This window comes from Nonomuraea spiralis, assembly GCF_014648435.1.
Taxonomy (GTDB): domain Bacteria; phylum Actinomycetota; class Actinomycetes; order Streptosporangiales; family Streptosporangiaceae; genus Nonomuraea; species Nonomuraea spiralis.
Map to the genome: position 1 here is coordinate 21,011 of NZ_BMRC01000011.1, position 13,103 is coordinate 34,113.

At 71.1% G+C, this 13,103-nt stretch carries 11 protein-coding genes; 6 read left to right on the forward strand and 5 right to left on the reverse strand.

What is annotated here, in order from left to right; genetic code table 11:
* Positions 1 to 16: 16 nt before the first annotated feature.
* The 4 genes from IEZ27_RS26580 to IEZ27_RS26595 all read right to left on the reverse strand — a co-directional run bounded on the left by IEZ27_RS26580 (position 17) and on the right by IEZ27_RS26595 (position 5,691).
* The gene (locus IEZ27_RS26580; protein ID WP_189649746.1) at positions 17 to 979 is read right to left on the reverse strand and encodes a glycosyltransferase; all 963 of its coding nucleotides are present in this window, start codon (positions 977 to 979) and stop codon (positions 17 to 19) included.
* Positions 980 to 1,035: 56 nt separating this feature from the next.
* Positions 1,036 to 2,235 carry an acyltransferase family protein gene (locus tag IEZ27_RS26585; protein WP_189649747.1) on the reverse strand — a complete coding sequence of 400 codons (1,200 nt, stop codon included), beginning with the start codon at positions 2,233 to 2,235 and terminating at the stop codon, positions 1,036 to 1,038.
* A 172-nt stretch (positions 2,236 to 2,407) separates the two neighbouring features.
* A complete protein-coding gene (locus tag IEZ27_RS26590; RefSeq protein WP_189649748.1) occupies positions 2,408 to 4,027 on the reverse strand; it encodes an LCP family protein in 1,620 nt (539 codons plus the stop codon).
* Positions 4,028 to 4,170: 143 nt separating this feature from the next.
* Complete coding sequence (locus tag IEZ27_RS26595) at positions 4,171 to 5,691, reverse strand: hypothetical protein (protein WP_229824359.1); 1,521 nt, start codon at positions 5,689 to 5,691, stop codon at positions 4,171 to 4,173.
* 65 nt (positions 5,692 to 5,756) lie between these two features.
* On the opposite strand from IEZ27_RS26595, the gene IEZ27_RS26600 reads away from it, so the two are divergent.
* The 4 genes from IEZ27_RS26600 to IEZ27_RS26615 are packed head-to-tail and all read left to right on the forward strand — an operon-like array spanning position 5,757 to position 10,304.
* Positions 5,757 to 7,781, forward strand: a complete 2,025-nt coding sequence (locus IEZ27_RS26600; protein ID WP_189649749.1) for a glycosyltransferase family 39 protein — start codon at positions 5,757 to 5,759, stop codon at positions 7,779 to 7,781.
* Positions 7,782 to 7,813: 32 nt separating this feature from the next.
* A complete protein-coding gene (locus tag IEZ27_RS26605) occupies positions 7,814 to 8,248 on the forward strand; it encodes a hypothetical protein (protein WP_189649750.1) in 435 nt (144 codons plus the stop codon).
* Between the two features lie 58 nt (positions 8,249 to 8,306).
* Complete coding sequence (locus tag IEZ27_RS26610) at positions 8,307 to 9,236, forward strand: glycosyltransferase family 2 protein (RefSeq protein ID WP_189649751.1); 930 nt, start codon at positions 8,307 to 8,309, stop codon at positions 9,234 to 9,236.
* Positions 9,237 to 9,239: 3 nt separating this feature from the next.
* Positions 9,240 to 10,304, forward strand: a complete 1,065-nt coding sequence (locus tag IEZ27_RS26615; RefSeq protein WP_189649752.1) for a glycosyltransferase family 4 protein — start codon at positions 9,240 to 9,242, stop codon at positions 10,302 to 10,304.
* On the opposite strand, the gene IEZ27_RS26620 is transcribed toward IEZ27_RS26615, so the two are convergent.
* The gene (locus IEZ27_RS26620; protein ID WP_189649753.1) at positions 10,205 to 11,164 is read right to left on the reverse strand and encodes a lysylphosphatidylglycerol synthase domain-containing protein; all 960 of its coding nucleotides are present in this window, start codon (positions 11,162 to 11,164) and stop codon (positions 10,205 to 10,207) included. The genes IEZ27_RS26615 and IEZ27_RS26620 overlap by 100 nt on opposite strands.
* Before the next feature lie 116 nt (positions 11,165 to 11,280).
* Between IEZ27_RS26620 and IEZ27_RS26625 the strand changes: the two genes are divergently transcribed.
* Positions 11,281 to 12,108, forward strand: coding sequence for a class I SAM-dependent methyltransferase (locus IEZ27_RS26625; RefSeq protein WP_189649754.1), 828 nt, complete (start codon positions 11,281 to 11,283; stop codon positions 12,106 to 12,108).
* A complete protein-coding gene (locus IEZ27_RS26630) occupies positions 12,105 to 13,013 on the forward strand; it encodes a lysylphosphatidylglycerol synthase domain-containing protein (RefSeq protein WP_229824360.1) in 909 nt (302 codons plus the stop codon). The genes IEZ27_RS26625 and IEZ27_RS26630 overlap by 4 nt, the downstream gene beginning before the upstream one ends.
* The last annotated feature ends 90 nt before the right edge of the window (positions 13,014 to 13,103 follow it).

Sequence of the window (13,103 nt, forward strand, 5' to 3'; positions counted from 1 at the left end):
AGCCCGCTGGCCATTCCTACACCGCCAGCGCGTGTTCGGTCAGCCCGGCCCACGACTCGGCCAGCGTGACGAACTGCCCGGCCTGGTCGGGCCAGTGGTGGCGGAGCCGGGCCTCCGCGTGCCCGAGCGCCCCCAGGTCGGCCCGCCGCGCGGGGTCCTCCTTCAGGTCCAGTACGGCGTCCAGCAGCGCGTCCACGTCCCGGGGGACGATCAGGCCGCAGCCGATGGCCTTGACCAGTGGGGCGGCCTGCGGGGTGGCGATCACCGGCAGGCCGCGGCCCATGTAGTCGAGGATCTTCGTCGGCGGCTCGGTCACGGCGTCGCCGGCCAGGGACAACCCGGCCAGCGCGCCCTCGGCCATGCGCAGGGCATGCCGGTTGGGCACGTACCCGAACCAGTCGAGCAGGCCGACGCGCTGGGCGTCGCGCAGCAGCGGGCGTACGTCGCGGTCGGCGGCGCCGATGAGGTCCATCCTGATGCCGTGCGGGACCAGGCGCTCGGCCAGCGCGATCAGCTCGGCCGCGCCGCGGTCGGCCGCCAGGCGGCCGATGTGCACGACCCTGGTGTCTCCGGGAGGAGGCGGGCTGAGGGACACCAGGGTCGCCTCGGGCACCACCGCGGAGGTGATCACGTGGTGCCGTCTCTCCGCGCGGGCCCGCCGCCTGGGGGAGACGTCCTCGCGTACGTCCCAGACGACCGGAGGGCGCCGGTGGGGCAGCGCGCGCAGCAATTGGTGATCATGCACGATCAGCAGGTCGGCGTCCCGTACGCCGCGCCTGAGCGCCGCGCGGGCCTTGCCGTACGGCGCGTCGCGGGAGACGTCGACGGCGGTGAGCCCGGCGGCCGGGGTCACGTTGTAATAGGTGAACGGCGCGACGTAGGTCACCTCGTGGCCCGCGTCGAGCAGCGCCCGGATCTGCCTGTGCATGATCCGGGCGTCCTCGGGATGGTGGACGGTGGTGGCGACACATGCGCGCATGTGTCGATGCTCCGCGCCTACCAGGTCAAAGGCGTTAACGCAGGTGGAAGTGCCGCTTAACTTCCAGATGGGCGGCGATAGAGCCAGGTCAGGCGGGGTTCGAGCACCCATTTGAAGACCGTACGGGTCTCCGGCAGGCACAACACGATCGCCAGCGCGAACGAGCTGGCCGCGATGGCGAGCACGCCCAGGGGCCCGTGCAGCCACGGCAGCGCCAGCCAGCCCTGGTCCTTGGCGATCAGCACGGGGATGCCGTGGAGCAGGTAGCAGTAGAGCGTGCGGGTGCCGAGGTCGGAGTACCAGGTCTCGCCGCGCGGCACCAGCGCCAGCACGGCGAAGCACATCGCCAGGGCGCAGACCAGTAGCCCGACCTTCAGCAGCAGGCCCATCCACCAGGACAGGTCCATGTCCTGGAAACTGTTCTTGAAGTAGAACGGGGCGAGCGGGGCCTTGGGTGCGATGACGATGGCCACGGCCGCCGCGCACAGCAGCGTGACGCCCGAGACGATCTTGATCCACAACTTGTTGAGCATCTCGAAGTGCTCGGGCTGCATGACCAGGCCGATCACGAAGAACGGCAGCAGGCCGAAGAAGCGGTCCATGCTGAAGTCGCCCGCGATCTGCGAGAACCCGGCGAACATGTAGATCGCGATGGCGACCGGCACCGGGTGCTTCATGCGCTTCCACACCGGTGTGGACAACCGCCAGAACAGCAGCGCCAGCAGATACCAGTTGAGCCAGGCCGGATCGATGATCGTCAGGCTCCACTTCTGGCCCAGCCCGGCGCGGACGGCCGCGTAGCCGACCTCGACGATCACGTACGGCACGACGAACGTGTCGACGAGCTTGTTCGTCTTCGCGTTGGAGTTCCAGAAGTTCCTGGACAGGTAGCCACTGATCAGCACGAACAGCGGCATGTGGAACATGTAGATGTAGATGTAGAGCGCTCTGGAGGAATGGGCCGCGAGCGTCGGCACCAGCGAGTGGCCGAGCGGCACGAGCGCGATCAGGACGAACTTGACGTTGTCGAGATAGGGATCGCGCTTGCGCTTGGGCGGCTCGGGCTCCTCGGCGGGCTCCTCCCGCTCCTGCGGGTCGTCGGGCCTGGCGATGCCGTGAGGATCGGTCTGGTTGCCCCAGGCGGACTCCTGGGGCAGCGGCCAGCGAGCTCCAGTGTTGGCCGGCCCGCCTTCCTCCACGGGGCCGTCAGGGCTCCGCGGGGTCGTGACGGGTGAGGAGAACTTGGTCTCAGACACTGGGGAGCTCAGCTTCGCTAGGGGCCGGGGTGCACGACGCAACTCTGACAGGCCGCTCTTACAAACGCTTCAACAGCAGCCATGTCGCGCTGAGTCGCCGACCCGCAAACATTATCCCGATCTAGCGTCCCGTGTCTCACGGGATGCCCGGTTCCACAGGGAACTTGGAGCCTCAGGTGCACACGTTCTTCTGGTCGGAGGCCGTGATCGTGCTGTTGTTCACGCTGTCAGGAAGCTTGGTCACCTTGACCGACTTGAAGTCCGAGCCCACCACGAGCTGGATCAGCGGAGCGCCCTTGAGGCCGGCCCCGGCGGTCACCGTGGACGTGTAGGGCTGCAGGTTGGTCGTGGTGACCTTGCCCGCCTCAGGAGCCGGCTTGGGCACCACCGCGCCGGACAGCACGGCCGCGTAGTCGGCGCCGGTGGTGGCCCCCTTGGCGTAGCGGATCTCGCTGGTCGGCAGGCTCGCGCCGCCGGCGGCCTGGTAGTTGCCCACGCCGACGACGTTGAAGCCCTGCTTGGCCAGCTCGTCTGCCACCTCGCGGGCCTTGCCCGGCGTGGTGGTGCCGTTGAGCACCTGGACCTTCACCTGCTCGGGCTTGGGCGTGACCTTGGGTTTGGTGCTCGCGCTGGCGCTCGGGGCCGGGGTGGCGATCTCGGTGTCGCTGATGACCGAGGCCCACAGCGCGGAGGCGTCGGGCTGCTTCCAGACCACCCGGTTGGGGTCCTGCGGGTCGGGCAGCCACGGGATCGTGGTGAGCTGCACGCCGCCGGCGGTCAGCTCCTTGGCGCTGGTGGCGATGTCGATGAGCTGCTGGGTGTCGTTGGCCAGCTCGGGGTCCATCGTGACCGAGCCGGCCGCGGCCTTGATGAAGCCGGTCAGCTTGCCGAGGTCGGTGAGCAGCTCGCTGCTCGTGGCCTTGGCGATGACCTTGCTCAGGAAGATCTGCTGGCGCTTGATGCGCTGGATGTCGCTGCCGTCGCCGTAGTGGCGCAGGCGTACGTATCCGAGCGCCTTCTCGCCGTTGAGCAGGCTCTTGCCCGGAGGCAGGACGAGATGGGATGCCTTGTCGTTGACGCCGGACTTGAGGCAGATCTCGATGCCGCCGAGGGCGTCGACGATGTTCTTGAAGCCGCTGAAGTCGACCTCGACGAAGTGGTTGATGCGGATCTGGGTGAGCGTCTCGATCGTGGAGATCGTGCACGCGATGCCGCCGGAGTTGTACGCCGAGTTGATCATGTCCCGGCGGGGGGCCATCTCGGCCTTGGTGGTCTCGTTCTTGCACCTCGGGATCTGCACCATCGAGTCGCGCGGGAAGCTGATCAGGCGCGCCTTGTCCCGGTTGGGGGAGATGTGCATGAGGATGATCGTGTCGGTGCGTTTGCCGCCCGCGTCGGCCGTTCTGGCGATCTGCTGGCCGTACCGGGCGTTGCCCTTGCCGGCGCGGGTGTCGGAGCCGACGAGCAGGACGTTGAGCGCGCCCGTGTCGCGTGGACGCGGGTTGATGATGTCCTCTTTGACGCTCTTCTGGGTGATGTTGCCGAAGGCGTCGCGGTAGACGGTGTAACCGGTCAGCGCTCCCGCGACCATGACCGTGGTGGCCGCGATGCTGACCCAGGCCAGCACCCGCATCTTGCCCTGGCCGTTGTCGCCGCCGCCGCGGTGGCCACGCGGGGGCCGGTCGTCGGGAGGAGGAGGCGGGGAGCCCGCGGCCCTGCGTGCCATCCGGCTGCCCGGAGCGCTGGGGGTGACCCTGGCGTCCTGCGTGGACGCGCTCCTGTAGTCACTCATACGCCCCCTAGCCTCGTTCCTTGCGCCAACGCGCCGGCTTGGTCGCTCCGCGCCACGAGATTAGGTCACGTACGGCGTGCCCGGTGCCATGACCGCCGGAAACGACCGTGACCCGGGCGTGATGTTTCCGCGGCACAGCATACTCAGAGCCGGACATTTCGTGGAATATCATTGCCAAAGTCTTTCCCGTTCTCTGACCGTTTCCGCAGGTCAGGCCGGACGATCAGGGCCCCCGCGAGGCAGGCCAGAGGCACGGCCGGGAGCACGTACCGGTAGTCGAACTCGGCCACGGCAGGTGGTACGACGAGCAGCACGACGGCTGCCGACCAGGGCACCAGCCACGCCGGCGGACCCGCCTGACGCGGGCCGCGCACCCGGCGCACGACGGCCGCGACGGGCGGCGCGAGCAGGAGCGCCAGCAGCACCGGGCCGGGCAGGCGCACCACGCTCTGGTAGCCCCGCAGCCATCCGGCGTAGGGCTCGACGATCTCCGTACCGATCGCACCCTGCTCATAGAGCTTGGCATACTCGGCGCCGACCTGCGCGGGATAGCGCCCAGGCGGTCCGGGAGGCGTCGCCGGGAACTGGTAGTAGGCGTAGACCTCGGGGTCGGGATAGACCGGGCGGTCCCACGTGAACGTACGGCCCAGCTCGCGCAGCACGGAGGCCGCGTAGTCGAGCGGCTGGCTGGTGACGGCCAGGGTCGCGAACCTGGAGGCCAGGTCGTCGTTCGCCTTCGAGAACGTGATCCCCGGCAGCTTCACCAGCGGCGAGTCCTTGGACCAGATGTACTCCTGCGAGGGCGGGCGCGACTCCGGCGGACGGGGATCGCACAACACCCGCAGGTCGGCCGGAGGGTTCATCCGGGCGCAGTCGGCGAAGGACATCGTGCGGGCGTAGAGGAAGGCGCCGTTCGCGCCCACCAGGCCGATGCGGTGATAGGTGGCGTAGAACCAGCCGCCGTAGGCGATCACCGGGACCAGCGCGGCGGCGAGCAGCACCCCGGCCAGGCCCACGCGCCTGCGCAGCACGTACCAGGCGGCCAGGACGACGATGAGCGGCTGGCCCACGGTCCTGGTGAGGGTGGCGGCGGCCAGCAGGAGGCCGATGGCGGCGACGGTGGCGGGCCGTTCCGTACGGCTCAGCGCCACGGCCGCGACCACCAGGAACAGGAACAACGTGTCGGAGACCAGCAGGTGCTCCAGCTCGACCTGGTACGCGTCGAGCAGCACGGGCACGGCCGCGAGCGTGGCCGCCCACAGGGGGGCCCGGCGCGCGGTCGCGTAGACGATGACGCCGGTGGCCAGGCCGAGCAGGTGTTGCGCGGCGGTGACCGCCCAGAAGCCGTGGAAGGGCTCCAGGAGCTTCATGAACATCGAGTAGCCTGCCGGGCGCACCAGGTCGGGGCGCGGCCGGAAGACGGTGACGACGTAGGTGTAGGAGTCGGGGAACCACAGGGCCGGGCGGTAGCCGAGCATGGCGAGCGCGCGCAGGAGCACGCCGGCCGCGAGGACGCCCGCGAACCAGCCGTGCCGCCGCCACCAGGCGGCCTCCCTCGCGCGCGACGGCGTACGCAACAACCTGGCCAGGCGCGTGCCGCCGCGGGCCCGGGTCCCCGCACGAGGCTCCGGCTTCACCCGCGCGTCATCCCGCTCCTCCTGCACCTCGCGTACGCTACCCGCGATTCCGTGGACCCCGTGACTCCGGCGTTGGATACGCTCGCTCACCGATGGAACGTGATCGATCGGGCCGTGTCCTGGCCGCGCTGTCGGTGTCGCCCGCGCTCGCCGTGGCGGGCTGGCTGCTCGCGGGCCTGCCGCTGCTGCTGGCCGGCCGCTTCGCGCCGCTGCCCGCGCTGCTGCTCGGACTGCCCGCCGCGGCGGCGCTGTGCTGGGTGGGCACGCGCGGCCTCCTGCGCTGCGCGGGCGGCCCGGGCCAGGGTGTCCAGGCCACGGCCTGGCAGGTGGCGGGGATCGTGGCGGTGGCCGCCGGGTCGGGCGTGTTCAACACGATCCTGCACGCCGAGCAGCTCCTCGTCCGGCGCGACCCGGCCACCTACGCCCAGTACACCGCCTGGATCGCCGGGCACGGCTCGCTGCCGATCCCGGACCAGGCGGCGGCGTTCGGCGGCGCCGACCCCTCCCTCCTGTACTTCGACAGCGTCGGCACCTACCCGGTGGACGGCGGCGTGGTGCCGCAGTTCATGCCGGGGCCGCCGATGTTGTTCGCGATCGGCGACTGGCTCGGCGTGCCGTTCGCGGTGCCGGCCGTGCTGGGCGCGCTGGCCGTGCTGGCGGTGGCCGGGGTGGCGGCGCGGCTGGCCGGCGGGCGGTGGGCGGTGCTCGCGGCGGCGGCGTTCGCGGTGAGCCTGCCGGTCCTCTACACCTCGCGTACGACCTTCAGCGAGATCCCGTCGCTGATCCTGCTGTTCGGCGGCCTGGCCCTGACCCAGGACGCGATCGAGGCCGACCGGCCCGGCTGGGGACGCGGCCTGGTCGCCGGGCTGGTCCTGGGGCTGGCCGTGCTGGTCAGGGTGGACGGGCTGCGCGACGTGCTGCCGGTGCTGGCGTTCGCGGGGCTGCTGATCGCGATGCGGCGGTCCGGCAGGCCGCAGGGGGCGGTGGGGGTGCCGCTGCTGGCGGGGCTGGTGGCGGGGGCGGGGCTCGGGCTGGTGGCGGCGTACGCGCTGGCGCGGCCGTACCTGGAGTATTTGTCCGGGTCGGTGCGGCCGTTGCTGATGATCTGCGCGGCCGTGCTCGTGCTCACGCCGGCCGGGGTGCTGGCCGCGCCCGCGCTGGCCAGGATCCGGCCGCCGCGCTGGCTGCCCACGGCGGGAGCCACGCTGGTCGCGCTGGTCATGGCCGGTCTGTACGCCCGCCCCTGGTTCCAGACCGTGACCAGGACGCCCGCGAACGTCAACGACGCCCGTACGGCCGCGTTCATCGCCGAGACGCAGAAGGCCAACGGGCTGCCCGTCCAGGCGGACCGGCTCTACTTCGAGTACTCCCTCCACTGGGTGACCTGGTACATCGGCATCCCGGCCGTGGTGCTGGCCACGGTGGCGGCGGCCGTGCTGCTGCGCCGGCTGCTGCGCGACGGCAGGCCGTTCGGATGGTTGCTGCCGCTGGCGATGTTCGGCTGGACGACGGTCACCACGCTGCTGCGGCCCGAGATCACCCCCGACCAGCCGTGGGCCTCGCGGCGGCTGGTCCCGATCGTGATCCCCGGGCTGATCGTGCTGGCGGTGTGGGGGCTGGGCTGGTTGCGGGAACGGTCATGGTCGCGGGAGCCGGCGCGGCGGTGGGTGACGGCCGCCGGGGTGCTGCTGGTGCTCGTGCCGCCGGCGGTGACCTCGATCGGCACCGCGTTCACGCCGATCGAGCGCGGGGAGGCGGCGGCGGTCCGTACGTTGTGCGCGGCGATCCCGCCGGACGCGTCGGTGTTGTTCGTCGAACGGGTGACCGGCGACCGGCTCACCCAGCTCGTCCGCGGCATGTGCGGCCGCCCGGCGGCGCAGGTGAAGCGGGAATCGGGCGACCTCGCGCCGGAGCAGCGGGTACGGGCCGCGATCGCCCGGGTCAGGGCGGCCGGCCGGGTGCCGGTCGTGCTCGCCGCGAACGCCGGCCAGGTCGCGCCCTACGGCCCGCCGCGCCAGATCATGGCCCTGGTGACGCGCCAGGACGAACGCTCGCTCGTCGACCCGCCCGACGGCACCTGGTCCCTGCGGGTGAACGTGTGGATGGCGGTGGGTTGACCTGATCTGAGCGGATCGCGATAGTCGTGCGCATGTCTGAGAGCGATGAGCTGTCGTTCGGCGACGACCGCGAGCCCTGGTTACGAGGCTGGATCGAGGCCCACGGGCGGCTGACGGCGATGGTCGTGGCGGGCGTCGCGCCCACGCTGGTGCCGGCCGCCGAGCTCGAACGACGCTGGTCCCAGCGGACGATCAACGGCGAGGCGGGGGTGGATTACCGCGCGCTCGTGCAGGCGCAGATCGAGGCCGGGCTGCGTGAGCTGGACGGCGTGGACGAGGTGTTCCTCCAGGACAAGCCGTTCGGCATGCGGCTTTCCCGGCTCTATCAGGGCGACGCGCCGCCGCTCACGCTCGACCGGGTCCCCGAGATCCTGTACGTCCGCTTCGACGACCCGGCCAAGGCCAAGACGGTGGGTCAGGAGATGCTCAGGATGCCCGGCGTAGGATGGTCACAGCTGATCAAGTGAGCGTAAAGCCCGTCGATGTGGACTCGGCTCTCAGCGGGGCAGAGTACCCTCGACCCCCGTGAGCACGCTTGAGACCCCCAAGAGTGGACCTGCCGTGGAAGAAGCGCCGTACGTCACGATCGTCCTGCCCTGCTACAACGAGCAGGACCACGTCATCGACGAGGTCGAGCGCATCACGCGGGCGATGGACTCCAGCGGCTACACCTACGAGCTGGTCGCCGTCGACGACTGCTCGACCGACCAGACCCTGGCCCGGCTCGAAGAGGCCGCCCCCGAATACCCCCACCTGCGCGTCCGCGCCTTCCACCGCAACGGCGGCTCGGGCACCGTGCGCCGCATCGGCACGCAGGAGGCCAGGGGCGAGATCGTCGTCTGGACCGACGCCGACATGACCTACCCCAACGAGCGCATCCCCGAGCTGGTGCAGATCCTGGAGAAGGACCAGACGGTCGACCAGGTGGTCGGCGCGCGCACCACCGAGGAGGGCTCGCACAAGATCCTGCGGGTGCCGGCCAAGTGGGTGATCCGCAAGGTGGCCGAGAAGCTCGCCGGGCAGAAGATCCCCGACCTCAACTCCGGGCTGCGCGCCTTCCGCAAGTCGGTGGCCCGGCCCTACCTGCGGCTGCTGCCGCCCGGGTTCTCGTGCGTCACGACGATCACGCTGTCGTTCCTGTCCAACCAGCACGACGTCTACTACCTGCCGATCGAGTACGCCAAGCGGGCCGGCAAGTCGAAGTTCAGCTTCATCTCCGACGCCTACCGCTACATCCTCCAGGTGCTGCGGATGATCATGTACTTCAACCCGCTCAAGGTGCTCATGCCGCCCGCTCTGTGGCTGGTGGCGATCGGGTTCGTGAAGGGCGTCTGGGACATGGTCCGGCAGCCGTTCTACTTCCCGGCCAACACGGTCATGATCTTCCTGTCCGGCCTGCTGATCGGCTCGGTGGCGCTGCTGGCCGACCTGATCGTGCGGTCGCGGGGGGAATAGCGGGTGCGCATCGCGATCGTCGGCCCGACCCATCCGTACAAGGGGGGCGGGGCGCAGCACACCACCGAGCTGGCGCACCGGCTGACGGCCCAGGGGCACGACGTGGTGATCGAGTCGTGGCGGGCACAGTACCCGTCCTTCCTCTACCCGGGGCAGCAGACGATCTCCGAGCCCGAGGGTACGCCGTACCCGAGGACCGAGCGGCGGCTCGACTGGCGGCGGCCCGACGGGTGGTTCGCGGCGGGGCGGCGGCTGCGCGGCGCGGACCTGGTGGTGCTGGCCGTGCTCAGCTCGGTGCAGGTTCCTCCGTATCTAGGGATCCTGTCCGGGACAGGGCGGAAGGTCCGGACGGTCGCGCTCTGCCACAACGTGCTGCCGCATGAGCGCAAGCCCTACGACCAGCCGCTCATGAAGGCGCTGCTGCGGCGGGTGGACGGCGTGCTGACCCACTCCGAGCAGCAGGCCGAGCTGGCCAGGGGGCTCGCGCCGGGCAAGCCGGTGGGGGTGGCGGGGCTGCCGCCGCACCTGCCGTCCACGTCGGCCGAGAAGTCCGGTGAGGTGCGCCGCCGGTTGTTGTTCTTCGGGATGGTACGCCCGTACAAGGGGCTCGACCTGCTGCTGCGGGCGTTGCCCGACGGGGTGTCGCTGACCGTGGCGGGCGAGTTCTGGGGCGGGCTCGACGGGACGAAAGCGCTGATCGACGAGCTGGGCCTGGCCGAACGGGTCGAGCTGCGGCCCGGTTACGTCGCCGCCGCCGACGTGCCGAAGTTGTTCGCCGCGGCCGACGCGCTGGTGTTGCCGTACCGGAGCGCCACCGCCAGCCAGAACGTCTGGCTCGGCCACGAGCACGGCGTGCCGGTGATCGCCACCCGGGTCGGCGCGCTGGCCGACCACGTGACCGACGGCGTGGACGGGCTGCTGGTCGAGCCGGGTGACGCCGGGGCGCTGCGCGCGGCGATCGAGCGCTTCTACGCCTCGGGCGAGCCGGAGAGGTTGCGGTCGGGGGTCAAGGCGGTCGATCCAGAGCCGTTCTGGGCCGCGTACGCGGGCACGCTGCTCGGCATCTGACGGCCGAGCACGAACGCGACCCCTGCGGCGACCGCGTCGGCCAGCGTGAACGCCAGCCGCGACACGATCGCCACCGCGATGGCCGGGGCGGTGCCGATGACCGGCCCGAGCACCAGCACCAGCGCGCCCTCCCGTACGCCCACCCCGGCGGGCACGACGAAGGTGAGGATGCCGGTGCACCAGGCGAACGCGTACGCGCCGGTCGCCACGAGGTAGAGGTCGGCGCGGCCGGTCAGCAGCCAGGTGTGCAGGCCGTAGACGAACCAGCCGAGCACGGTCCAGGCCACCGTGACGACGACCGTACGGCCGGGCAGCGCGCTCTCCAGCGGTTCCTTGCGGGCGATCCGCAGCGCCAGGTTGAGGCCCCAGGTGAGCACCTTGGGATGCAGGCACACGATGATCACCGGCACCAGCAGCACCACGTACCAGGCTTGGCGGACGGCCTCGTGCGAGCCGAGCGTGGCGGCCGCGACCGAGATGCCGACGCCGAGGTTGACCACCAGCCCGAGCGAGATCGTCGCGAACGTGCGCCGCGGCGGGCTCCCGTGGTCGCGCCCGAGGTCCATCATGGCCGCGTACGCCCACACCGCGCCCGGGATGTACTTGCCGAGCTGGCCCACGAACATGATCCGCCCGGCCACCCGCAGCGGCAGCCGCGTGCCGAGCCCCGCCATGATCTGCCGCCAGGCCACCAGCATGCAGAGCTGTCCGGCCAGCACCGCCCCGAACGCACCGAGCACCGCCCAGGGCGACAGCCTGGCCAGGGCCTGCGTGGTCTCGGTCCAGTTGGTCGCCAGGCCGTAGCCCAGGAAGGCGAGGGCGACCAGCGCGAGCAGGACGCGCAACAGACGGCGCAGCATCAGCCCAGGCTACGCGCGAGCCGCCGGGAAGAGCCAGAGTCGCGGGCTCATGTCGGGCGGCTCATGTCTGGCGGCTCAACGTGCCGAGGCCCGCGGCGCGGGTACTGTTGGGCGACGTGGGCAAGCAACGGGTCGCGCAGCTCGAGTACTCCGAATTCCAGTCGGCCATGCTCGACGAGGACAAACGCCGCCGTAAGGCCGCGAAGATCATCGCCGTCCTGGAGCACTTCCAGGGGCCGCTCGGCGGGCTGACCGTGGGTGACGTCGGCTGCTCGGCCGGGTTCATCGCCGACGAGCTGGCGCGGGCCGGGGCCAAGCACACGCTGGGCATCGACATCGACGTGCCGGGGCTGCGCAAGGCCGCCGACCGGTTCGGCGAGCGGGTGGCGTTCGTCTGCGGCGACGGCACCGCGCTGCCCTTCCCCGACGGCTCGCTCGACGTGCTGGTGTTCAACCACATCTACGAGCACGTGGTCGACCCCGACGCCGTGGTGGCCGAGATGCACCGCGTGTTGTCCGACGACGGCGTGCTCTACCTCGGGCTCGGCAACCGGCTCGGGGTCGTCGAGCCGCACTACAAGCTGCCGTTCCTGTCCTACCTGCCGCCGACGCTGGCCGACCGGTACGTCCGCGCCTTCGGCCGCGCCGACCACTACTACGAGCGGTTCAGGACGCGGCGGGGGCTGCGCAGGATGTTGCGGGCCTTCCACGTATGGGACTACACCTTCCCCGTGCTGGCCACGCCGACCAGGTTCGCCGGCTCGGAGCTGTTCCCCGGTGCGCTGGGCCGGGTGGTCAAGGCCGTGCTGGCCCGTGCTCCGCGCGAGGTGCTGCGGCTGCTGCTGCCGGTCGTGCCGACGTACCTGTGGGTGGCCACCAAGACGCCGCGCAGGCCCGCGGGGGCCGCGCTGCCGCAGCCGCCCGAGCGGGTCCTGCCGCTGTGAGCCTCGTGGACGAGACCGGCGCGAGCGCGGTCCCCAGGCGGTCGCTCCCGCGCAGGCTGCTGCGCTTCGGCTTCCTCGCCGTCGCGCTCGCCTTCGGCGCGTGGGCGGTGGCCAGGCAGTGGGACGCGGTGGTGGCCGGGTTCGCCCGGCTGTCGTGGCCGGCGCTGGCCGGATCGCTGGTCGCCGTGGTCGCCGCGCTGCTCGGGGCCATGCTCACCTGGCGTACGCTGCTGGCCGACCTGGGCTCGCCGCTGCCGCTGCGGCCGGCCGCCAAGGTGTTCTTCGTCGGCCAGCTCGGCAAGTACATCCCCGGCGCGGTCTGGCCGGTGCTCGCCCAGATGGAGATGGGCCGCGACCTCGGCGTGCCGCGTCCGCGCAGCGCGGCGGCGTTCTTCCTGATGATGCCCGTCCAGATCGCCAGCGGCCTGCTCGTCACGCTGGTCACGCTCGGCTGGGACCGGTTCGGCTGGGTGTTGCTGTTCATCCCGCTGCTGCTGGTGCTGCTGGAGCCGAAGGTCATCAACGGCGTGATCGGCTTCGGCCTGCGCAAGCTCGGGCGCAACCCCCTCGAACGCCCGCTCACCCGCCGCGGCATGCTCACCGCGCTCGGCTGGGCGCTGGCCGGCTGGGCGGCCTACGGCGTGCACTTCTACTTCATCGCGCCCCAGGGCGGCCTGCTGTTCGCCGTCGGCGCGTTCGCCCTGTCGTGGTGCCTGGGCATCGTGACCTTCGTCGTGCCGGCGGGGGCGGGGGTGCGCGAGGTGGCCATGGTGGCCGTGCTCGCTCCGGTGCTCGACAGCGGTGCGGCCATCGCGGTGGCCCTTTCCTCCCGCATTGTCATCGTGCTAGGGGACCTGATCTGCGCAGGCTTGGCGGGAATCGCCTCACGTCGGGACTCAGTGTGATTTGGCCCACGATTTGGGGGAGGCTGGTCATAAGCTGAACCGAAGAGGGGGGACTTGCCAGGTCCCACGTCGATCTTGAGGGGAGAAGAT